Genomic DNA, 18,653 nt, shown 5'->3' with positions numbered 1-18,653 from the left:
TATAATTATATGGTTGCTTAAAACCTAAAAACATCACAGAAAGGAGAAAACAAATTGGATATATTTGGTATATCGTTTGACCTGAACAATTTGCTGAGTGTTATCGTTCCAGCTTTATTAAGAATTGTTTTGCTGATTTTATTGTTTATCATTTTAAACCCAATCGGTAAGAAGCTAATTGAAAAAATCATGCATAAAGCTGGTGAGAATCAAAAAATTTCGCCGTCACGCAGTAAAACCCTGGAAAAACTTTTAATCAATGTGTTTTCCTATGGCTTAATTTTCGCCTTTATTTTAATGCTGTTTGCCGTATTTCATATTCCCATCGGACCATTGCTTGCAGGCGCCGGGATTGTTGGACTGGCTATTGGTTTTGGCGCTCAGGGGCTGGTCAGTGACGTTGTGACCGGATTTTTTATTCTGCTGGAGCGTCAGCTGGAGATAGATGACTATGTGACAACGGCAGGTTATGATGGCGTTGTCGAAGAGGTAGGCCTGCGGACATCCAAAATCCGCAGTTTTGATGGTACGTTGAATTTTGTACCGAATCGTTATATAGAAGGGGTAGCTAACCATTCGCGCGGCAATATGCGTGCGCTTGTGGATATCAGTATCCGTTATGATCACAATATTGATAAAGCCATTGCGATACTGGAAAACGTTTGTGCTGAATTTAAAGACGATGAGCGTTTTAAGGAAGGCCCTGATGCTATTGGTGTCCAGGGTTTTGGTTCGTCTGATGTTGTCCTGCGTGTCGTTGGTCAGACCGAAAATGGTCTCCAATGGGAATGCGAGCGTGCCATGCGGAAACAAATAAAAGAGGCCTTTGATGAGGCAGGCATTGAGACACCATTTCCACAGACCGTATCGATTCGCAACGAGGACGCATAGCAACAAAAACTTCGGTTCTTTCAATTGAACCGAAGTTTTTATGATCAAAGTAGGTGGTAGTCACTACTCTGTGTCTGTTTTAAATGAATAATAATCACGCTTTAATTGTTTTAGAATAACACGTCTTGTTAATAAACCGTCAAAGTAGCCCTCTTCATCAGCAACACAAACAAATGGGTAATTGATCACAACTTTTAGCCCTTCTAAAAATGAATCCGTTGTTTGTAAGCAGGGTATCTCCGTATTCATGGCTTCCTGTACTTGTATATCAGACAGCGCTTCCATTTCAAAACGCTCTAGTCCTAATACGTTATTTAAAATCGATGTTTTACCTATCGTTCCAATCAGTTTATAGGACGAATCCAAAACAGGTACTGCTGAATAACCGGACTTAACCAGTATAAGCAGTGCATGCTCCAAAGGATTGTTCAGCTGAACATGTGCAACCTTTTCCGAGGGAATCATTAAATCACCAATAACGATATCTGTGAGCTCTTTATCTTGTGTTGCACTCATGTGAAACACTCCCTTTCAATACTGAACGCTGAAATGTCAGCATGATTGACTGCACTTCCAGTCTATCACAAGTCATATGAGAGCAACATCGTTATGGTTGCTTTGTATTGAAAGAATTTGTAAAGAACAGGCTGGTCATCCACACATCTCTTGCTTTAAAACGGGAATTCGTTGAGCCATTGACCTCCATCCATAGTGACCACTTCACCATTTATATAGGCAGCCTTTTTCGATAAAAGAAAGTAAGCCAGATCAGCTATTTCTTCTGGCTGACCTAAACGTTTTAACGGTACTGAATGAAGTGTTCGCTTAGCAGCTTCTTCTGATTGAAACAATTTCTCAGCACCCCCTGTTCGTTCAATCGGTCCAGGTGCAATGGCGTTAACGCGAATACCATATTGACTCCCCCACTCTACCGCGAGCGTCCGTGTCAAATTCAAAACACCTGCTTTAGCAGCAGATGAGTGAGCCACACCTGCTCCGGCATTCCACGCATAGGTAGCAACCATATTAAGAATAGATCCTGTCATACCCTGATCCATCCAATACTTACCCACCTCACGGCTGCAATAAAATGTCCCGTTCAAGACAATATCTATGACCGCGTTCCACCCATTAACGGATAATTCTTCAGCAGGTGCGATAAAATTTCCCGCAGCATTGTTAACAAGGTGGTCAATCGTACCAAAGTGATCAACGGCCTCTGTCACCATTCGCTGAACATCTTCAGGTTTTCGTACATCCATGGAAATTGTGTGCACATTCCCTGCCTCCGCCTCATCGAGTTCCTTTTTAGCCTCGTTCAGCCGTTCTTCATTCCGTCCAGTTATGACAACATTCGCTTGTTCCATCACAAACTTTTTAGCTATTGCTTTACCCATACCGCTAGATGCGCCAGTCACGATAACTGTTGGTTGTCTCATGTCAATCCCTCACCCTTTTTATAGTGTCATATCTATTAACATCATAATTTGAATTGACATAAAAGTCAAAAATTAAAGAAATAGACTTGTTTAATAGTCAGCAGAATATTCTCTGTCATGTTAAAATACATTGTGATAGATAAAATGCTATAAAACTCCTGAAAGGCAGACGCTTATGAACAGACGCGCTTTTTTAAAAAAATTGTTTGGCAGTTTTCTTGCCTTTGCCGGATTGAGTGGCGGAACCTATTACTATGCACGGGACATCGAACCGAGTTTACTGAATGTTCAGCAGGAAACACTCGTCTCAGGCAAACTACCGAAGACATTTAACGGTTTTAAAATCGTTCAGTTCAGCGATACCCACCTTGGCTATCATTATTCAATAGACCAATTTGCGGAACTTGTAGACACGATTAATCATCAGAAGCCTGATCTCATTTTATTCACCGGAGACCTTGTTGACAGACCCGACACGTATGACTGGGGGGATGATCTGGTGATACTGCTGCAGAAACTTAAAGCAGCTAAGGGAAAATACTGGATATATGGCAATCATGACCATGGTGGCTATGGATCAGATATTGTTAAAAAAGTGATGAATCAGGGCGGATTCACCTTGCTGAAGAATGACTCGACAGAAATAATCTCCAGAAATAAACCCATTGTGCTGGCGGGTATTGATGATGTGATGCTGGGAAAACCGGATCTTGAGCGCACACTCGCCGGCACTGACCAGACATTGTTCACAGTTCTAATGGCGCACGAACCGGACTATGCCGATAACACCGTTCACTTTCCTGTCGATGTGCAATTATCCGGACACAGCCATGGTGGACAAGTGCGTATTCCTTTTTTCGGACATCTGTATACTCCGCTATATGCCCGAAAATATGTTGATGGAAAACACAATTTCGAAAATGGACCATTAACACTTTACGTGAGCCGCGGCATTGGGACAACCCGGCTGCCCTACCGTTTTCTCTGTAAACCGGAAATTCAGGTCTACACACTGCAACAACAAAACTAACAGCTCACTCTCATACATGATGTGTCCCCAGGTTTATTTGTAACAATTTATCCATAGTTTTCTCCCGGCAAACATGCTATTCTGAAAATGGACAATGAATGGGGGATCGGTATGACTAAATTCAAGATTATCTTTCCATTATTACTGTTCATCGGGCTCTTAAGTGCATGCGGTGAGCAGTATGATGGCGATTTTTCATATAAAGTACGGGACTTCACATTTACAAACCAGGATGGAAAAGAAGTTGACAAGAGTGATCTGGAAGGGAAGTTCTGGATCGCGGACTTTATTTTCACCAATTGCACCTCGGTTTGCCCGCCTATGACAGCAAATATGGCCTCTTTACAGGACCAGCTAAAAGACGCAGGTCTCCAGGATGATGTTCAGCTCGTTTCCTTCAGTGTCGACCCTGAACACGATACGCCTGAGGCATTAAAAGAATACGCCCAACAACGCGGCGGAACAACAGACAATTGGGATCTGCTGACAGGCTACGATTTTGATACAATCAAGAAGTTTTCAGTTAAGTCATTTAAATCTATTTTAGAAAAGCTGCCTGATTCGAATCAATTCATGCATGGAACAAGCTTTTACATTGTAACCCCTGAGGGAGAGGCAATTAAAAGCTATAACGGAAAAAAAGCCAGTAACATGGAAAAAATCGTTGCGGATATCAAAGACATGATGTGATCTTTTTAAATCATAAAAATAACATCTGCAGCGTAATCCGGTCTTTAAAAGATTGAAATAGGACGGGCTTTACGATACGATAGACATATGTAATGAAGGCTGTTTTAACTATTTCGAGAAAGGGGCATATGAATGAACGAATATGAGTCTATTCCGCTTGATGAGCTGGCGCAAGCACTCTTCACCATCAACCGCCATGCCAAGACTGCGCCAGAGCCCAAGCATCTTTATACGATTAAAAAGGAATCAATTAAACGTCTCTTGAAAGAAAGCCGTGCTGAAAAAATCGGCCTGCACTTTTCAGATCATCCAAAGTTTAGTAACCAGAACTCCACACTTCTTGTTAAAGTGGATAAGTATTTCTTTCATATACCTCCAGCCAAAGATGACTTCAGACAGCTTGACCATTTGGGCAAGCTGGATCAGAACTATCGCAATCCTCCCACCAGGATGTCACTTTCACAGGCGAAACGAATCGTCTATCGTCATATCGATTGGCAGCCACCTAAAAAACAAAAGTCTCAACCCTATAAAAGATCATCTCATTTCACGCCTTCATCGCTCGGGCAGGCTGAACGTTCCCCCAAAAAATCATTTCATCGATCCCGGTAAAACGCCTGTGCGCCCAGGCGTTTTTTGATAATTCAAGGGAACTGCCACAAATAATAGATTTGTCCGTCATCTTTTCCTAATATCTGAATATTTTGTAATGAGGGTTTAGTCTAAATAAAGGAGGTATACGATATGACAATTGAAATGGAAGATTTCTTGTACGAATTGAAAAGCCATGCTGAACACACTCACACGTTTAAAGATGCATTTGAACGCTTATCTCCTGAGGAGCAGGAGAAGGTCGCTGCTTTGGCCCCATCAGGAAAAGCAATGCCTGCGCAGGAGCACCAAGTGATCATCGATTGGCTGAAACAGATGCGGCAGCAGTATGATACGACGCAATAGTGCACCTACTGCACACGGTTTTTTTTGTTCCGGAACATATGCTGGACAGCATGAACCAGCACCAGACAACCGCCAAAAACAGCCAGGCTGCGCAGAACTTCCTCCAATAACAGCATTTGAAACATACTCGTCAGAACAATTCCGCCCAGCAATGAAATCAGCATGACAAAACTAGTCATTAGATAGCTTAATAATTTAATTGCATTTGAAGCTATAACCCAATTGATGAATAAGCGAATCAGGATATACAGCACAACGATACTGCTGAAAATGACCACATAGGTCCCGTCAGCGGATGCCGGAAGCAGTTCTTTAAGGCTAGTAAATGACATGGTCAAATCTCCCCTTCCCAATCTTCATATTAGTCAATATGGCCCAATTGAGACCTGTATATACTCTATATGATTTGATTGGCTGAAGAGAATTTTGCTGTTTGGCCGGATTATTTAATGAAAGAAAACGGCTGGGACAAACGTATTTTTTATGACTAAAACCCGAACAGCGGCATAGACTTCGCGCTTTCCGCGGGCATCTGGTGAGCTTTTCGCCTGTTATGTCCCAGCTCCTTTTATATTTGAAGTGCTGATGCGTCTTATTGTATGTTATCCTTAAAATTATAATGTTCCTTGGCTTGATCCTTTGTCGCATTTTCCTGATGTGCATCATTTCTATCAGAATGTTTATCAATTTGTTTTATTTTTCGTTCGTTTTCCCATAATTCTTGCTCATATTGTTTAACGAGATCTTCAAAGCTCAGATAAGCTGGACGCATATTCATACACCCCCTTACTAAGGTTAATACCATTATAACCTATTGGGTTACCTTCGTATCAGAATTATTTGAACACTTTTTAACAACTGGTGTAAGGAAACGTTCATCTCTTGGCTGATGATCAGTGATTAAAATCAGATTTTAAGGATGAGAGAAGAAGCGCTATTACTGCGGGCAGACCCATGGAGAAAAAGTCAGGGAAACCAATACATAATAAGTTTCAGCTTAAGAGACGTTTACTTCTGGAAGGAGTTGTCCTGAATGCATTTCAAACGGAATGAAGCCTATCGTTATACATTTGCCAGCCCCATTACTGGTCAATTAACCGTTAACAATGGGCGTATGGATGTTGACGTGCTTGATATCAGCCACGAGGGAGCCAGATTATACTGCCGGCATGCTGTCAGCTTACATAATAAGACAGCCATAAGTCTATCATTCCAGCTCAACGATACACCATTCTGGGCTGAAGGACACATTGCGTGGATTAAAACGTATCCCCATTCAGCTGACCTCGGCGTCATCCTTAACTCCGATGATGCGTATAAACAAAGCATGACACAAGAACTAAAGAAAATCGCCAGGCAGGAAAAATAGCCGCGCAAAAACGTCCGGTTATCACGGGCTTCAAGTGGTTTATGGCGCCATTGCTGCACGGAGACTTAATAAAGGGGCTGGGACAAAAGTGCGAACCACTTGCGTGACTGAACCGCTGCGGAAAGACACGTCGCTTTCCGCGGGCGGCTGGTGAGCCTCCTCACGCTGTGGCGCGCTCCGGGGTCTCACCTATCCTTTGCTCCCGCAGGAGTCTCCGTCTTTTCCTCCGCTGAATCGGAGCATTGTTCGAAGTTTGAGCTATTCGCTTTCGTTTTGTCCCAGTCCCTTTATTATAATTGATGAGCGTCTATCAAAGCATCATGTAGCAGCACTGGAACACCGCTAAAGCAATGGCTGCAGACAGGGGATAGATTATTCATTATCAAACATACAGTAACCAATGTTAAGTGCAAGAATTCCAAAACAGACAACGCCAAAAACTGTTTCCAACATTTTGTTTACCTCCCCTCAATGGTTAGATTCTTTTTCCATCATACCAATTTATACGTGTTAAATAAAGTGAAACTTGACGCCTGACAACAGCAACTTATCCGATAATAATTTTCTCTTTGGGATAACGATAATTGCCGGTTGTTTTATTATCCTTGAAGATCAAAAGGAATGTGAGTATTCCAACCCTGCCGATGAACATCAAAATCATAAGAACAATTTTGCTGAACATTGTCAGCTTTCCCGTGATACCAAGTGACAATCCCACCGTTCCAAAAGCAGATGTGACTTCAAACAGAATTTTTGTCAAATCAAATGGCTCGACAATTGAAATAATAATGGTTGAACCCAATACAAATATAAACGCCATCAGCATCACGGTTACAGCCTTCATCAAATCGTCGTTATAGACTTCTCGATTAAACAAACGAACCCTGCTCTTCCCTCTTGCGTAGGTAAAAATAAACAGCATTGCCAGAGCAAATGTTGTTGTGCGGATCCCTCCGCCAGCACTGCTTGGTGAGCCACCGATAAACATAAGAGCCGACATAAATAATTGATTGGGCTCTGTCAACTGGCTGACATCCAGGGTGCTCAAGCCGCCGCTTCTTGTCGTAACGGATTGGAACAGTGCGTAAAAAAACGTTTCATGCCAGGATTTATCGGCAAAAAAGTCCTTGGAATCGAGCAAAAGAATAATCACTGTACCAATAAAAACGAGAGCCAAAAACGTCAGCGAAGTCACTTTCGTAAACAACGTAAACTTAAACGACTTGTCACTGGGGTCTCTTCTGGAAAATAAAAATGCCTTCAGTTCTATCAGAACCGGATAGCCGATTGCTCCGAAAACGATCAGCAGCATATTAATAAATTGGACAAAGTAATCATGTTTAAACGGAATAAGGGATTGACCAGTAATATCGAAGCCACCATTTGTCGTTGCACTAATGGCTCCGAAAAATCCTTGAAAATAAGCCTCTTTCACAGTCGGAAAATACTGCAGAAAGTACGTCCCGAGAATCAAAAAACCAATAAATTCAATAACAACAATAACCAAAAGAATTTCTTTCACAAGCTGGACAATCCCAGAGAATGTTGTCTGATTCTGGTCAGCAACAATCAGCCGGCGTTCCCGAATACCGATCTTTTTACCGATAATAACCCATATAAAAGTGCCAACGGCCATGACGCCCACTCCCCCTAATTGGAGAATGACGGCAAGCATTGTAATACCTGTTGTACTAAACACCTCGGGCAGCGTGACAGTGCTTAACCCGGTTACGCTAAGTGCACTGACAGCCGTGAACACGATATCAATAAACGCCGGATCAGCACTGTCCTGATGAGCGACTGGCAACACGAGAAGGGCCGTCGCAAATAAAACAGCTATAAAATAAAACACAAATATTAATTGTACCGGAGACAATTGATTAACCCAGCGGACAAATGAACGTTTTAACATAGCGGACTCCTTGCATCTTCACTAATATTATTGACCGATATCTGTACTTTAACAGCATAACAGGACATCTTATGTTTGTCTTCAATAGCCAGGCAGCATATTTTGACATCAGCCCATTTCATACGTTACAGCGAAATTGACCTTCTTGCCCTTTTTTCAGCTGTCTTTAGTCAATTTGTTCCTTGAACTTATGTAATAGTGCCTCGCCCTGATAGCCCTGCTCAATTAGCGACTTTAGCTCTTCCTCAATAATTTCTTTGCGCTGGTCGACAATTGTTCCAATAAACAGGACATTCATTTTGTCCCCGATTAGATTAACATCGATAACCGATGTCATAAAAGTCGCAGGTGTATTATTCTCCTTTGTAATTTTCACTTCAATCAACACGTCATTTTCACTGTCATACATGTTCTGAAAAAAAGCAAGGTAACTCTGGTCCACATACGCTTCTATAACCCACTGGTTTTTCTCGTCTTCACGATTAATGATCAGACCATCCAAAAGCGTGACCGGCTCCTCCAGCATATCATTGTCAATAATTTTTAACGAAATAAGCTTGAACGTTTTCATGTCTTCACTCCCATGGACAGCAGATTCTTTAAGTACAGAATCGTCTTTTCAAATCTTGTCAAATTTTATATATCGTACGCTTAAGAACAGTTTAACAAAAACAGTCAGCAATTAATATCCACATCGTTAAGGTTTTTGAGGTGTCAGCCATAACACGACAAAAAGGTAAAAAGTAGTAAGCATAATTAAGTGCGGTATCTAGAAATATAAGGGGTGAAGTGAAGAAAAACGACAACAGATCACGTCTTTTTCAATTCACTCGGAGGGAGACTCAAATTCACAAGGAGGAACAATAAATGACTGTTGCAACACAAGTTAAACAAACAATCGCCGGCCTTAAAAGTGCTCAGGCAAGCTTTGAACAGTTCGCACTCGAAACACAAAATAAACAAGCTAAGAAGACGTATGAGAACGCTGCTCAGCAAACACAGAACATTCTGCAGGATGTTGAACCGCGCATTCAGCAAATTGAGCAGGAAGAACCGCAGTATAAAGGATTTTAAAAACAACTTGGGGCTGGCCTATCAGCCCCCCCAATTGGGAGGTCAGGAATGAAAGCCGTAAAACTATTGGGGACTATTGGACTTATTTGCTCATTGTGTTTATTAATTGGCTGTACATCCAACCAGGATACATCAAAAAACGATCGTGATGTCCATTTTAATACCATTTCCACCAGCGATTTGGATCAATCAGTTTCCAACCAGGCTAAAAACAGTCTTAGCAAACTTAAGGGGTTAACTGACATTAACGCCATTAACACAAATAAGCAGCTGATTGTAGCGTTTGAGACTAAACAACGAAAACGTCTTCGATTAACAAAAATTCAACAGGATGTGCAAAAAAAGCTGGAAAATGAATTTCCAAAATGGGAAGTCGAGGTTTCCACCGATAAAAAACTCGTTTTGGAAACTGAAAAACTTGAAGGGAAACTAAGCGACAATGCTATTTCCCGAAAACAACTGCAGCAAAAAACAAACCATCTTATTAAATTGATGAACGAAAAAACGTAAGAAAGCGTGAGGATATGTATGGCAGATAAAAAAAAGAAAAAATTACCGCCAAGTGCACAAACGTATCAGGCCTTTGCTCAAGAGCGGGAAGTCAAAAGTTCACTGCTCAAAAACTGTCTTAAAGCTTTTTTTGTGGGTGGTTTCATATGTCTTATCGGCCAGATCATTTCCACCATGTATGTTTACTTTTTTGATTTCACTGATTTAACGGCCAGCAATCCAACAGTCGCTACACTCATTTTTATAACAATGCTATTAACCGGGTTCGGTGTTTATGATCGAATCGGGCAATTTGCAGGTGCCGGAACCACGGTTCCCGTAACCGGCTTCGGAAATTCAGTGATTTCAGCAGCCATTGAGCACCGATCCGAAGGCTTCATATTAGGTGTAGGCGGCAATATATTTAAGCTCGCCGGCCCTGTCATTGTGTATGGTGTGTTTTCTGCGTTTGTCATTGCCTTAATTAAAACGATTTTGCTGAAATGGGGAGGTTTATAATATGTTAATCGGACGCAGTACATGGCTTTACAACAACCAGCCGGTCATCATTTCCACAGGAACAGTTGGCGGTCCGTTCGAGGCAAAAGGCAATATTCCAGAGGCTTTTGATCGACTGCATGGCGATATGTGGCTGGAACAGTCTTCGTTTGAGAAAGCGCAGCAAATTATGATGGAAGAAGCAAGTGAGATCGCCATTACAAATGGTCAGATTCAACAAGAACAAGTAAATTTCTTTATAAGCGGTGATTTAATCAACCAAATCACCCCCAGTAATTTTGCTGCTGAAACGCTTAATATACCATACTTTGGACTCTTCAGTGCTTGTGCTACCTCCATGGAAAGTCTGGCTTTGTCGGCATTAATTATTGACGGAAACGGCGCCGACTACATTTTAAGCGGAACAGCCAGTCACAATGCAGCAACGGAAAAACAATTTCGTTATCCAACAGAATATGGCGGCCAGAAACCCCCGTCAGCTCAGTGGACAGTCACTGGGGCTGGCTGTGCATTGGTTGCTAAAAACGGAAACGGCCCCCGCGTCACTTCGGCAACAGTCGGCAAAGTTGTTGATATGGGGTTAACCGATCCCTTCAATATGGGTGCAGCCATGGCTCCAGCGGCTGTCGATACGATTGAAACACATCTGAGAGAGCGCAATGTTGAGCCTTCATTCTATGATCTGATCATCACTGGTGACCTTGGTCATATTGGACGCGAGATTTCCCTCGACCTTTTGCAGAAAAAGAACATCAACATTACAGAAGATATGTTTCAGGACTGCGGTCTGACCGTCTACCGGGAAGGACAGCCGGTTCTCTCAGGTGCAAGCGGTACAGCAAGTTCAGCTACTGCAACCTACGGACATTTTCTGAAATTAATGGAAAAACAGCAATTGAATCGAATTCTTGTTGTCGCAACAGGATCCCTTCACTCACCTTTAACTGTGCAGCAAAAAGACTCCATTCCCTGTATTGCTCATGCTGTTTCCATTGAATCAGGACGTGATATGCCATGATCTTTCTTTGGGCCTTTATTGTCGGCGGTCTCATCTGTGTGATTGGCCAGATTATGTTTGATGTATTTAAGCTCAATCCAGGGGTTACGCTGACGATTTTTGTCGTTGCTGGCGCCATTTTAGATGGCTTTGGATTATATGAACCATTAATTGATTTTGCAGGTGCCGGCGCAACCGTTCCTATCACCAATTTTGGCAATCAGCTTGTGCATGGTGCTATGCAGGAAGCAGAGGAACACGGCATTATCGGCGTTTTAACAGGGATATTTGAAGTAACGAGTGCCGGCATTTCCGCCGCCATTATTTTTGGGGTCATTGGAGCTATTATTTTTCGACCGAAAGGATAAATTAAATTATGACAGTCAGTTCACAAGTAAAAGGGTGTTTCGCATCCGTTAAAAGCATTGAGGCAAGCCTGGATACGCTCATTCATAAAACACAAAATGAAGAAGCGAAAAAAGCTTTTAAAGATGCACAAGCTATGGTGAACACCGTACAGGCAGATTTGGAAACCCAAGTCCTCTATCTGACTAAAGAGGAACCGCAATACAAAAGCTAACGATAAATGTGACAAATCATCAGCCGCATAACATCGGAAAAGGAGTGATACCATGCCCACCTGGATAGATATTTTAATTCGTTCAGTTGTTTTCTTAGTCCTTTTGTTTTTGATCACTAAAGGACTCGGTAAAAAACAAATGTCACAACTGAATATTTTTCAGTATATCACAGGGATTGTTATTGGGAGTGTGGTTGCCATTACCATAACGGATCCCACCACCAATCCTGTTTATGGCATACTTGCATTAGCAGTTTGGTTTTTGCTTCCCATAACCGTCGAATTTTTATCGATCAAAAGTAAATCTTTTCGTAATTTCTTTCAAGGTAAAGAAACGATTTTAATTCAGGATGGCAAGATTCTGGAAGATAATTTAAAAAAAGAACGTTTGACCATCGACGATTTGCTTGGGGAACTGCGGAGCAATCAATTTTTCAATGCATCTGATGTTGAGTTTGCTGTACTGGAACCAAAGGGGAAAGTAAATATTCTTCCCAAAAAAGAAAACCAGCCGGTGACACCAAAAATTCTTGGTCAACAGGCAACACCAGAGAAAGAACCGCAAACCATTATTATGGATGGCAGCGTATTGCTTGAGCCTTTAAGTAATGCGTCTCTGAACAAGGAATGGCTGGAAGCAGAACTGGCAAAACAGGATGTCAGCTTAGAGAATGTATTTCTTGGCCAAGTGGACAGTGACGGCCAGTTAACAATTGATTTGTACGATGATCAATTAACACCCGCAGAACCTACGGAAAAACCACTGCTTTTGGCCAGCATGAAAAAGTGCCAGGCTGATCTCGAAGTATTTGCCCTGGCAACAAACAACCAGCATTCAAAGCAGCTTTATAACAATAACAGCAAACGAATGCAGCAGGCCATTGATTACGTAAACCATCATTTAGAATAGAACGCTTCTCAGGCTGCTGCATTCATACGGTCTTATTCGCTTATCTGTAAAGCGATTTTCCCAAATTGCTCACTAGCTTCTAAATAATCAATAGCTTCCTGGGCCTCATCCAGCGTATACACCCGGTCAACTACTGGATGAATCTGGTGCGCATTAATAAGATCGAGCATAGCACGCAGCTCTTCCTGGCTGCCCATCGTTGACCCAATCAACTGGTATTGGCCGTAGAAAAAGGCGCGCAAGTTCAATTCAATCGTATCCTCCGTTGTGGCACCGAATGTCACGAAACGTCCACCCTTTTTCAGCACATCAAGTGAACGGTTAAACGTCGCCTTGCCAACACTGTCAATCACGAGATCAATCGTTTCTTCCTCAAGCTCGGCTGGCCAATCGCTGGCCGTATCCAAGGCTCTGTCAGCGCCCAGATCAAGAGCCTGCCTGCGTTTTTCCGCGTTTCGGGACGTCACAATAACACGTGCGCCAGCAAGACTGGCAAATTGTATAATGTAAGTTGCCACACCGCTGCCGGCTCCGGGCATGAACAAAGTATCACCTTTCTGAATCTTTCCTTTTGTCATTAAAGCGCGGTATCCCGTCATCCCTGATAAAGCCAGAACACCGGCTTCTTCCCAAGACAGATGTGCGGGTTTTCTTTCCACTTGTTCTGCTGGAAGAATAATTTTTTCCGCAAATGTTCCGTGATCAGGCATTCCTAAAATATCAAATTGTTCCGGCGGTGCCACACTATTGTCATACCAGCCAAGGGAAGGATTGATAATGACCTCATCACCGGCTGCAAATGCCTTGACACCTTCACCAGCAGACTCAATCACTCCCGCACCGTCAGAACCCATGATCAGCGCCCCAGCATCAGAATCTCTTCTGCCGGGTACTGCGACGTCGCGCCGGTTCATTCCTGCTTTTTTGATAGCTACGACCACCTGGCCATGATCGGCAAACGGCTCAGGCATCTCTTTTAATTTTAATTGTCCGTATTCATGTACGAATGCTTTCATGTTTTTGTGGCTCCTCCCAAAAATAATAACTGTACGTTTCCAGTTGTTCCTGTGTTACGATATCATAGGGAAATAGTGGTATATATATCTTCTCCTGCTGACTGAAAGTTTCGCTGATCAGATCCAGGTATTGCTGTTCGTGCTCTTTCCGCTGCAGCATAAATTGACCATCTGCATTTTCCGGCAACACTTTATTTATGATTAATGTTTTCACATGCAAATGGTATTGGTCGAGTAATTTGATTGCCTTTTCCGTTTCCACAATCGGCAGACGATCCGGATTAAGAACAAAAACAAAACCAGTTGTACCATCATCAAGCAATATATCGCGTGCTTTAGAAAAACGATCCTGGCGTACTTTGAGCACATCATAAATGGGATCTTCAACCGGCTCGCCATCATTGAGCAGCTGCGTGTAATTATCATTTGTCTTCTGCCGTTTTTTCAGCATGCCCTCAATCCAGACACCCATCAATTCTGGTAATGACAAAAGCCTGATCGTATGACCTGTCGGTGCTGTGTCAAAAATGAGCTGGTCATAATGCTCACGCTGTTCCAGTATAACCGAAATGAGTCTGTCAAACAAAGCAGCTTCCTCTGCTCCAGGAGAAGATTTAGCCGTATTCAGCTGACGATTGATTTCATCCATCCGGCTTGCCTGCACGACATTTTGAATATTGTCTTTGACACCTTTAATATATTCCTCAGTCTCTGCGACGGGATCAATTTCCAGTCCATCCAGGTTTGCGGCTATACGTGTTATGCTGCCACCCACCGTTTGATCAAAAATATCACCTAAATTATGAGCTGGATCTGTCGAGACAAGCAGTGTATGACTTCCCTGCTGGGCCGCTTTCCATGCTAAGGCAGCAGCGGAAGTTGATTTCCCGACACCGCCTTTGCCGCCGACAAAAATGACTTTTTTCTCTAATATATGCATCCTGTCTACGTCCTTTCTGCCTGATTGCAATAATGTCAGATCACCTGCTGATACCCAGCACTCTTTAGCAGCAGCGGACACCAGTTAAAGGCGACTTATCCATCCCCATACGCAAATGCCAGTCATGAAAGTCTTCCAGCATATACGGATAAAGTTCCAGTGTGTAATAAAAAACCGGGTTAGGAATGCCGATCATTTCAGAATACAGCAACAACAAAAACAAATCGTCCTGTTCCCGCAGTTCTCTGGCGATTTCCTGACGATGCGGCATACTTAAGACTTCTTCATAAAGTGACGCCGCTTTTTTCAGCTGCCGCAGCATAAAATCACGCCTCCATTCATGATTAAAACGACTCCGACTGAAACAAGATTTCTCCAGATAGGTCAGTTCTATTTTGCATTTTTGTCGAAGTCATCCTGATTCGTGTTGCCGCTTAGTGCCGTAAAGGCTGACAATACGATCCAGACGGCAAAGACAAATATAATAGCACCAAGGATGAACAAGAGCATTGATGGATCAGTGCCAAACCATGACCACTCAAACAGCACTTGCTGGAACATCGCATATAATGTCATGAACATGACAAATATCATTGGAATAAGCGTTATTAGATAGTTGGTTCCTCTTCTTTTCAGCCAAATGGAGATCAGCAGCAGACTGATTCCCGCCAGCAGCTGATTTGCCGTGCCAAATAACGGCCACAAAAGATAACCTCCAGAACCAAACCCTTTTGATCCTTCTGGCAGCAGTACAAGAATCCCACTGGCAATCACCGCGATTAAAGCAGATACATGCGTTTTAGATAAAGCGGGCACGTTGTATTCGATCCCCAGCTCAGCAATAATATACCGCATCAGGCGCACACATGTATCCAAAGAGGTGGCGGCAAAACTGACAACAATAATTGCCACAATTGTTGTCGCAATTTCCGTTGGAATCAGCAGCCCGGATGCCAGCACACTCGCGCCTTCCACAAACATATTCAGACCCATCTCATTAGCTTGTGCAAAACTGCTGTACGTTTCCAAAAACGCGTTCTCGCTGCTAAAAAGTGTGACGACTGCTATTATAGAGACAAGTGCTAGTGTCCCTTCACCAACCGCCCCGAAGTAGCCAACCAAACGGGCATCCGTTTCTTTGTTCAATTGTTTTGATGATGTCCCGCTTGACACCAGTCCGTGAAACCCTGATATGGCGCCGCAGGCTATTGTAATAAACAAAAGCGGAAACCAGGACGTATCTGCGCCCGGATTTGTCATCGGTGCCGTTATTTCCGGGTTGGTAAACAAGAGTCCCAGATACAGAATTGCCAAACCGACAACAAGCTGATGTGAATTAATAAAATCACGCGGCTGAAGAAGCTTCCAGACGGGCAGTGTCGAAGCAATATACACATAAACCATTAAAATGACAATCCAAATCATAAAAGCACTGTTTACCGCACCGAGTCCGAAAAGCCCTTCACTGCCCTCACCGCCGAAGTATTGAACAATATCAATCTGCAAAAAGTCAACTCGGCTGGCCATGATTGCTGTCAGATACATAGCCCCTAGAGCTAATAAGGACGGTACAAGCATCCTGGCCTTGCGTTTATAAACAGCGTAACCAATCCATATTGCCAGCGGTATTTGAATAAATACTGGCAGGACACTCGTTGGGAAGGAAATAAATAAATTGGCAATCACCCAGGAAAAGACAGCATTAACCATTAAAACGAGAATTAAAATGATAAATAGAAAGAGTATCTTAGAACGCTGACCTATCAGTTTGTTAGCCAGTGAACCAATTGACTGGCCTTTATTCCGGACTGACAGCGCCAGTGTTCCAAAATCATGAACCCCAGCAGCAAATATTGTGCCCAAAATCACCCATAAAAGAGCAGGAAGCCACCCCCAATAGACAGCTATAGCCGGCCCCATTATCGGCGCGGCGCCTGCCACGGATGTGAAGTGGTGCCCCCATAAAACAAATTTGCTGGTCGGTACAAAATCGACATCATCCCGATACCTATGCGCTGGCGTCACATAGTCTGGATCCAGACGGAAAATTCTTTCAGAAATAAATTTAGAATAATAGCGATAACCCAGTGCAAACACAGCCAGCCCAATAACCGCTACAATAATCCCATTCATCTGATAGCCCTCCTTGTCATGACCATTATAAAAAGACTTATCAGAATCTATGTACTATAAGTCAGAATAATACAACTTCTTAAACAATAACTGAAATAAGGATCCCAACATCAGACATCTTTTAGCTTAAAAAGCAATCTCACTAATAATGGTACAAAGCGAACATAAGCAAAGGGAAAAACTAAAGACGAAACATAGGTGAGACCCACCAGCGCACGAGGGGTCCCACCAGCCGCATCGACTTCAGTCTTATGAACACCCATTTTTTCGCTCATAATCAGAAAATCACTAAGGCTGCTAGAGCAGCTGTAATTAAGCCAAGCAAAACCGGAAGAAAGTTTTTTCGAACCAGGTCCATAACCGATACACCGCAAAAACCAGCAATCGCAATCAAGGACGACCACGCAACGATTGTTCCGCCACCGGTCCAAATCGAACCCATTTGACCGATCGCAGCGAGTGTTCCAGAATCAATCGACGACGTTTCCAAGGAAGCTGCCAGTGCCCCTGTCAGCGGCAAACCGGAAAATCCTGAGCCATCAAGTCCGGTAATAATACCTATAACCAATATACTGACGGCACCCAGCAAGGCATTATCCGGAACATGCTGCTGTGCAGCCTCAACAAGATCAAACAAGAACCCTGGCGCCCCTTCCTCGATACTGAGTATAGCACCGGAAAAATCGGAACTGCCCAGGAAGAAGAAGCCAGCAATCGGAATGACCGGTCCCATTGCTTTAAATGCAAAAACAAAGCCTTCTGTAATATGGTCCGCAATCGTATCCAAGGCTTTTTGGCGTCCAAATGCAATCGTTGACAGTAACAGCAGGACGACGGCCACACCACCAACAAAAGCCGCACCATCGCCACCTTCAAATCCAGACATTCGTCCGGAAGAAAGCTTCGAAAACATCATGTAAATCACAACCGCCAGCATAGCGATTGGAACCAAAACAGCAAACATTTTACTCCACATGGTGACGTGCCGCGATTCTGTTTTATTAAGAGGCTCGCCAGTTGTTTGGATCTGCTCCCCTTCGAGCTCATTCAAATCGCTGTCTTTTGATCGAATGGTTTTTCTGTAAAATACGTACGCGAATCCAATGGCCACCGCTCCGGCGATGAGTGATAAAACAAGTGCCTTATCAGCGACAACCGATGTTTCGATCCCGGCCGCTGTTGCAGATACATTAGGCGCCACTTGAACAATGTAATCGGAAGACAGTGCCATACCCTGGCCAGCCAGCGCAACAGCAACAGCTGAGGTCATAGCCGGAAGACCTGAGCGGATGGCGGCCGGAACAAGCAAGGCACAGATGAGCGGTACAGCAGGTGTTGGCCAAAAGAATAAGGAAATGACATAAGTAACACCCACCAGCAGGAAAAAGGATACATGCCCATTAACCATAAATTTCTGGATGGGCTGAATCATTCGCCTGTCAGCTCCTAAATCTCTCAACGAATGCAGGAGAGCCATCATAAATGTAATAATCAAAAATATATTAAACAGCTCTTTCGCAGCCACTAGATTAGCATTGAAAATGACCGTAAAACCATCCACCAGACTGCCCTGATATACCCAGGCAATCACAAACGTTCCAAGTAGCGACGGCAGGACAACGCCGCGGCGAAAGATCATCGTCAAAATGATCGCTAATGTGAACAGAGCATATAACCAGTGGGCCAGGGTTATCTCCACTTTAAACA

Annotated in this window: 25 protein-coding genes; 13 read left to right on the top strand and 12 right to left on the bottom strand. The window is 43.2% G+C overall.

Annotated elements, in window-relative coordinates; genetic code table 11:
• Window positions 1-54 precede the first annotated feature (54 nt).
• Window positions 55-891 (top strand): mechanosensitive ion channel family protein, encoded by an 837-nt coding sequence (locus tag ACFQU8_RS00230; RefSeq protein WP_382357144.1) that lies wholly within the window; start codon window positions 55-57, stop codon window positions 889-891.
• Window positions 892-954: 63 nt separating this feature from the next.
• Here ACFQU8_RS00230 and cbpB read toward each other — a convergent pair whose 3' ends face one another.
• Both cbpB and fadH read right to left on the bottom strand, forming a co-directional pair.
• Window positions 955-1,407 (bottom strand): cyclic-di-AMP-binding protein CbpB, encoded by a 453-nt coding sequence (gene cbpB / locus ACFQU8_RS00225; RefSeq protein ID WP_382357143.1) that lies wholly within the window; start codon window positions 1,405-1,407, stop codon window positions 955-957.
• 155 nt (window positions 1,408-1,562) lie between these two features.
• On the bottom strand, window positions 1,563-2,330 hold the full coding sequence (gene fadH / locus ACFQU8_RS00220; protein WP_382357142.1) for a 2,4-dienoyl-CoA reductase: 768 nt from the start codon (window positions 2,328-2,330) through the stop codon (window positions 1,563-1,565).
• A 175-nt stretch (window positions 2,331-2,505) separates the two neighbouring features.
• Here fadH and ACFQU8_RS00215 point away from each other — a divergent pair, with 175 nt between their 5' ends.
• The 4 genes from ACFQU8_RS00215 to ACFQU8_RS00200 all read left to right on the top strand — a co-directional run bounded on the left by ACFQU8_RS00215 (window position 2,506) and on the right by ACFQU8_RS00200 (window position 5,007).
• A complete protein-coding gene (locus tag ACFQU8_RS00215; protein ID WP_382357141.1) occupies window positions 2,506-3,360 on the top strand; it encodes a metallophosphoesterase in 855 nt (284 codons plus the stop codon).
• 111 nt (window positions 3,361-3,471) lie between these two features.
• On the top strand, window positions 3,472-4,050 hold the full coding sequence (locus tag ACFQU8_RS00210; RefSeq protein ID WP_382357140.1) for an SCO family protein: 579 nt from the start codon (window positions 3,472-3,474) through the stop codon (window positions 4,048-4,050).
• A 132-nt stretch (window positions 4,051-4,182) separates the two neighbouring features.
• Window positions 4,183-4,662 (top strand): YkyB family protein, encoded by a 480-nt coding sequence (locus ACFQU8_RS00205; protein ID WP_382357139.1) that lies wholly within the window; start codon window positions 4,183-4,185, stop codon window positions 4,660-4,662.
• A gap of 132 nt (window positions 4,663-4,794) precedes the next feature.
• Window positions 4,795-5,007, top strand: a complete 213-nt coding sequence (locus tag ACFQU8_RS00200; protein ID WP_382357138.1) for a hypothetical protein — start codon at window positions 4,795-4,797, stop codon at window positions 5,005-5,007.
• Between the two features lie 5 nt (window positions 5,008-5,012).
• Here ACFQU8_RS00200 and ACFQU8_RS00195 read toward each other — a convergent pair whose 3' ends face one another.
• Window positions 5,013-5,339: a hypothetical protein gene (locus ACFQU8_RS00195; RefSeq protein WP_382357137.1), complete on the bottom strand. Its 327-nt coding sequence runs from the start codon at window positions 5,337-5,339 to the stop codon at window positions 5,013-5,015.
• Window positions 5,340-5,599: 260 nt separating this feature from the next.
• Complete coding sequence (locus ACFQU8_RS00190) at window positions 5,600-5,779, bottom strand: FbpB family small basic protein (protein ID WP_382357136.1); 180 nt, start codon at window positions 5,777-5,779, stop codon at window positions 5,600-5,602.
• Between the two features lie 261 nt (window positions 5,780-6,040).
• On the opposite strand from ACFQU8_RS00190, the gene ACFQU8_RS00185 reads away from it, so the two are divergent.
• On the top strand, window positions 6,041-6,376 hold the full coding sequence (locus tag ACFQU8_RS00185) for a PilZ domain-containing protein (protein ID WP_382357135.1): 336 nt from the start codon (window positions 6,041-6,043) through the stop codon (window positions 6,374-6,376).
• A gap of 547 nt (window positions 6,377-6,923) precedes the next feature.
• On the opposite strand, the gene ACFQU8_RS00180 is transcribed toward ACFQU8_RS00185, so the two are convergent.
• Both ACFQU8_RS00180 and ACFQU8_RS00175 read right to left on the bottom strand, forming a co-directional pair.
• Window positions 6,924-8,288: a TrkH family potassium uptake protein gene (locus ACFQU8_RS00180; RefSeq protein WP_382357134.1), complete on the bottom strand. Its 1,365-nt coding sequence runs from the start codon at window positions 8,286-8,288 to the stop codon at window positions 6,924-6,926.
• 166 nt (window positions 8,289-8,454) lie between these two features.
• Window positions 8,455-8,859 (bottom strand): YwpF family protein, encoded by a 405-nt coding sequence (locus ACFQU8_RS00175; protein WP_382357133.1) that lies wholly within the window; start codon window positions 8,857-8,859, stop codon window positions 8,455-8,457.
• A gap of 296 nt (window positions 8,860-9,155) precedes the next feature.
• Here ACFQU8_RS00175 and ACFQU8_RS00170 point away from each other — a divergent pair, with 296 nt between their 5' ends.
• From ACFQU8_RS00170 to ACFQU8_RS00140, 7 genes are read left to right on the top strand one after another with little or no spacing between them, the layout of a single operon-like run.
• Entirely contained in the window at window positions 9,156-9,362 is a 207-nt protein-coding gene (locus ACFQU8_RS00170) for a DUF1657 domain-containing protein (RefSeq protein WP_382357132.1), read from the top strand.
• Window positions 9,363-9,410: 48 nt separating this feature from the next.
• Window positions 9,411-9,872, top strand: a complete 462-nt coding sequence (locus ACFQU8_RS00165) for a YhcN/YlaJ family sporulation lipoprotein (RefSeq protein ID WP_382357131.1) — start codon at window positions 9,411-9,413, stop codon at window positions 9,870-9,872.
• An 18-nt stretch (window positions 9,873-9,890) separates the two neighbouring features.
• Window positions 9,891-10,370 carry a stage V sporulation protein AC gene (gene spoVAC / locus ACFQU8_RS00160; RefSeq protein WP_382357130.1) on the top strand — a complete coding sequence of 160 codons (480 nt, stop codon included), beginning with the start codon at window positions 9,891-9,893 and terminating at the stop codon, window positions 10,368-10,370.
• A 1-nt stretch (window position 10,371) separates the two neighbouring features.
• Complete coding sequence (gene spoVAD / locus ACFQU8_RS00155; protein WP_382357129.1) at window positions 10,372-11,388, top strand: stage V sporulation protein AD; 1,017 nt, start codon at window positions 10,372-10,374, stop codon at window positions 11,386-11,388.
• Window positions 11,385-11,735 carry a stage V sporulation protein AE gene (gene spoVAE / locus ACFQU8_RS00150; RefSeq protein ID WP_382357128.1) on the top strand — a complete coding sequence of 117 codons (351 nt, stop codon included), beginning with the start codon at window positions 11,385-11,387 and terminating at the stop codon, window positions 11,733-11,735. The genes spoVAD and spoVAE overlap by 4 nt, the downstream gene beginning before the upstream one ends.
• 8 nt (window positions 11,736-11,743) lie before the next feature.
• Complete coding sequence (locus ACFQU8_RS00145) at window positions 11,744-11,947, top strand: DUF1657 domain-containing protein (protein WP_382357127.1); 204 nt, start codon at window positions 11,744-11,746, stop codon at window positions 11,945-11,947.
• A gap of 52 nt (window positions 11,948-11,999) precedes the next feature.
• On the top strand, window positions 12,000-12,857 hold the full coding sequence (locus tag ACFQU8_RS00140; RefSeq protein WP_382357126.1) for a DUF421 domain-containing protein: 858 nt from the start codon (window positions 12,000-12,002) through the stop codon (window positions 12,855-12,857).
• Window positions 12,858-12,889: 32 nt separating this feature from the next.
• Here ACFQU8_RS00140 and ACFQU8_RS00135 read toward each other — a convergent pair whose 3' ends face one another.
• The 6 genes from ACFQU8_RS00135 to ACFQU8_RS00110 all read right to left on the bottom strand — a co-directional run bounded on the left by ACFQU8_RS00135 (window position 12,890) and on the right by ACFQU8_RS00110 (window position 18,645).
• A complete protein-coding gene (locus ACFQU8_RS00135; protein ID WP_382357125.1) occupies window positions 12,890-13,873 on the bottom strand; it encodes a zinc-binding dehydrogenase in 984 nt (327 codons plus the stop codon).
• The gene (locus tag ACFQU8_RS00130) at window positions 13,854-14,813 is read right to left on the bottom strand and encodes an ArsA family ATPase (protein WP_382357124.1); all 960 of its coding nucleotides are present in this window, start codon (window positions 14,811-14,813) and stop codon (window positions 13,854-13,856) included. Before ACFQU8_RS00130 ends, ACFQU8_RS00135 begins: the two co-directional genes overlap by 20 nt.
• 64 nt (window positions 14,814-14,877) lie before the next feature.
• Entirely contained in the window at window positions 14,878-15,135 is a 258-nt protein-coding gene (locus ACFQU8_RS00125) for a cory-CC-star protein (RefSeq protein ID WP_382357123.1), read from the bottom strand.
• A 68-nt stretch (window positions 15,136-15,203) separates the two neighbouring features.
• Window positions 15,204-16,946, bottom strand: a complete 1,743-nt coding sequence (locus ACFQU8_RS00120; protein WP_382357122.1) for a carbon starvation CstA family protein — start codon at window positions 16,944-16,946, stop codon at window positions 15,204-15,206.
• A gap of 110 nt (window positions 16,947-17,056) precedes the next feature.
• Window positions 17,057-17,221 carry a hypothetical protein gene (locus ACFQU8_RS00115; RefSeq protein ID WP_382357121.1) on the bottom strand — a complete coding sequence of 55 codons (165 nt, stop codon included), beginning with the start codon at window positions 17,219-17,221 and terminating at the stop codon, window positions 17,057-17,059.
• A 2-nt stretch (window positions 17,222-17,223) separates the two neighbouring features.
• On the bottom strand, window positions 17,224-18,645 hold the full coding sequence (locus ACFQU8_RS00110) for a hypothetical protein (protein ID WP_382357120.1): 1,422 nt from the start codon (window positions 18,643-18,645) through the stop codon (window positions 17,224-17,226).
• Between the last annotated feature and the right edge of the window lie 8 nt (window positions 18,646-18,653).

This window comes from Lentibacillus kimchii (assembly GCF_042666895.1).
Lineage (GTDB): Bacteria > Bacillota > Bacilli > Bacillales > Amphibacillaceae > Lentibacillus > Lentibacillus kimchii.
This window is presented reverse-complemented; position numbering and strand designations above follow the sequence as displayed.

Bases quoted from the DNA above. Each gene is read 5' to 3' on its own strand.
- cbpB (WP_382357143.1), bottom strand. From the start codon at position 1,407: ATGAGTGCAACACAAGATAAAGAGCTCACAGATATCGTTATTGGTGAT.
- fadH (WP_382357142.1), bottom strand. From the start codon at position 2,330: ATGAGACAACCAACAGTTATCGTGACTGGCGCATCTAGCGGTATGGGT.
- ACFQU8_RS00215 (WP_382357141.1), top strand. From the start codon at position 2,506: ATGAACAGACGCGCTTTTTTAAAAAAATTGTTTGGCAGTTTTCTTGCC.
- ACFQU8_RS00210 (WP_382357140.1), top strand. From the start codon at position 3,472: ATGACTAAATTCAAGATTATCTTTCCATTATTACTGTTCATCGGGCTC.
- ACFQU8_RS00205 (WP_382357139.1), top strand. From the start codon at position 4,183: ATGAACGAATATGAGTCTATTCCGCTTGATGAGCTGGCGCAAGCACTC.
- ACFQU8_RS00200 (WP_382357138.1), top strand. From the start codon at position 4,795: ATGACAATTGAAATGGAAGATTTCTTGTACGAATTGAAAAGCCATGCT.
- ACFQU8_RS00195 (WP_382357137.1), bottom strand. From the start codon at position 5,339: ATGTCATTTACTAGCCTTAAAGAACTGCTTCCGGCATCCGCTGACGGG.
- ACFQU8_RS00190 (WP_382357136.1), bottom strand. From the start codon at position 5,779: ATGCGTCCAGCTTATCTGAGCTTTGAAGATCTCGTTAAACAATATGAG.
- ACFQU8_RS00185 (WP_382357135.1), top strand. From the start codon at position 6,041: ATGCATTTCAAACGGAATGAAGCCTATCGTTATACATTTGCCAGCCCC.
- ACFQU8_RS00180 (WP_382357134.1), bottom strand. From the start codon at position 8,288: ATGTTAAAACGTTCATTTGTCCGCTGGGTTAATCAATTGTCTCCGGTA.
- ACFQU8_RS00175 (WP_382357133.1), bottom strand. From the start codon at position 8,859: ATGAAAACGTTCAAGCTTATTTCGTTAAAAATTATTGACAATGATATG.
- ACFQU8_RS00170 (WP_382357132.1), top strand. From the start codon at position 9,156: ATGACTGTTGCAACACAAGTTAAACAAACAATCGCCGGCCTTAAAAGT.
- ACFQU8_RS00165 (WP_382357131.1), top strand. From the start codon at position 9,411: ATGAAAGCCGTAAAACTATTGGGGACTATTGGACTTATTTGCTCATTG.
- spoVAC (WP_382357130.1), top strand. From the start codon at position 9,891: ATGGCAGATAAAAAAAAGAAAAAATTACCGCCAAGTGCACAAACGTAT.
- spoVAD (WP_382357129.1), top strand. From the start codon at position 10,372: ATGTTAATCGGACGCAGTACATGGCTTTACAACAACCAGCCGGTCATC.
- spoVAE (WP_382357128.1), top strand. From the start codon at position 11,385: ATGATCTTTCTTTGGGCCTTTATTGTCGGCGGTCTCATCTGTGTGATT.
- ACFQU8_RS00145 (WP_382357127.1), top strand. From the start codon at position 11,744: ATGACAGTCAGTTCACAAGTAAAAGGGTGTTTCGCATCCGTTAAAAGC.
- ACFQU8_RS00140 (WP_382357126.1), top strand. From the start codon at position 12,000: ATGCCCACCTGGATAGATATTTTAATTCGTTCAGTTGTTTTCTTAGTC.
- ACFQU8_RS00135 (WP_382357125.1), bottom strand. From the start codon at position 13,873: ATGAAAGCATTCGTACATGAATACGGACAATTAAAATTAAAAGAGATG.
- ACFQU8_RS00130 (WP_382357124.1), bottom strand. From the start codon at position 14,813: ATGCATATATTAGAGAAAAAAGTCATTTTTGTCGGCGGCAAAGGCGGT.
- ACFQU8_RS00125 (WP_382357123.1), bottom strand. From the start codon at position 15,135: ATGCTGCGGCAGCTGAAAAAAGCGGCGTCACTTTATGAAGAAGTCTTA.
- ACFQU8_RS00120 (WP_382357122.1), bottom strand. From the start codon at position 16,946: ATGAATGGGATTATTGTAGCGGTTATTGGGCTGGCTGTGTTTGCACTG.
- ACFQU8_RS00115 (WP_382357121.1), bottom strand. From the start codon at position 17,221: ATGAGCGAAAAAATGGGTGTTCATAAGACTGAAGTCGATGCGGCTGGT.